2 protein-coding genes are annotated in these 1035 nt (G+C 71.1%); one reads left to right on the plus strand and one right to left on the minus strand.

Going from position 1 to position 1035, the window contains the following annotated elements; all coding sequences use genetic code 11:
* On the minus strand, positions 1-332 hold a 332-nt coding region (locus ACFW2E_RS45440), incomplete at its 3' end, for a cbb3-type cytochrome c oxidase subunit I (RefSeq protein WP_384477644.1).
* Positions 333-438: 106 nt separating this feature from the next.
* Between ACFW2E_RS45440 and ACFW2E_RS45445 the strand changes: the two genes are divergently transcribed.
* Positions 439-1035 (plus strand): RNA polymerase sigma factor (locus ACFW2E_RS45445; protein ID WP_384477647.1); only part of this gene is annotated, 597 nt, incomplete at its 3' end.

Here is a 1035-nt window from a genome sequence, read left to right on the forward strand (position 1 = left end):
AACAGGTAGAGCCAGTAGGCGAACATGTTCAGCCGCGGGAACGCGACGTCGGGGGCACCGATCTGGAGCGGCATGATCCAGTTCGCGAAGCCGGCGAACAGCGGCGTGGCGAACATCAGCAGCATGATCGTGCCGTGCATCGTGAACGCCTGGTTGAACTGCTCGTTCGACATGATCTGCAGGCCCGGACGGGCCAGCTCGGCACGCATGAACAACGCCAGCACACCGCCGACGCAGAAGAAGCCGAACGCCGTGACCAGATACAGCGTTCCGATGGTCTTGTGATCCGTGCTCGTCAGCCATCCGACGATCCTGGGGTTGATGTTCTTCACGCCCCGCCTGTGTCCGCCCACGGCCCGGCTGTCACACTCGAACGGCGCGTCGAGAATCACGTGGACCGGGTGTGACGATCCCGGGAGTGCCGGACAAGAACGGAACATGAGCAACGACGAGATCTTCGCCGCTGCCTATCGCGAGCACTACTGGGCGGTCAGCCGCTATGTCGCGCGGCGACTGGACGGGCGGAGCGGTGAGGTGGAGGAAGTGGTGGCGGAGGTGTTCACGGTCGCCTGGCGGCGCCGGGCCGACCTGCCGCCCGCACCGCTGCCCTGGCTGTACGGCGTGGCACGCAACTGCCTGGCGAACGCGGTACGCGGGTTCGGACGCCGGCGCAGGCTGGTGGACCGGCTGGGCAACGACGAGACCGCGCACGGACGGCAGGTCGTGGACAGCCCCGACGCCGAGGGACCCGGCGCCTGGGTGCACGACGCGCTGGCCCGGCTCTCCCCGGCGGACCGGGAGGTGCTGCGCCTGACGGCGTGGGAGGAGCTCGGCGTCGACGAGGTCGCCGTCGTCCTCGGCTGTGGCAGCCGGGCGGCGGCCATGCGTCTGCACCGGGCCAGGCGCCGTCTGAGAGCCGAGATCGACCGAATGCGGCCCGGGGGGGGGGGGCCGGCCCACGGCCGCCCCCCCCCCCCGCGCGCCGCCCCCCCCGCCCCCCCCGGCGCCCCCCCCCTTTCGTCTTGTCCGCCGCCG

Source organism: Streptomyces sp. NPDC058964 (assembly GCF_042741275.1).
Classification (GTDB): Bacteria; Actinomycetota; Actinomycetes; order Streptomycetales; family Streptomycetaceae; genus Streptomyces.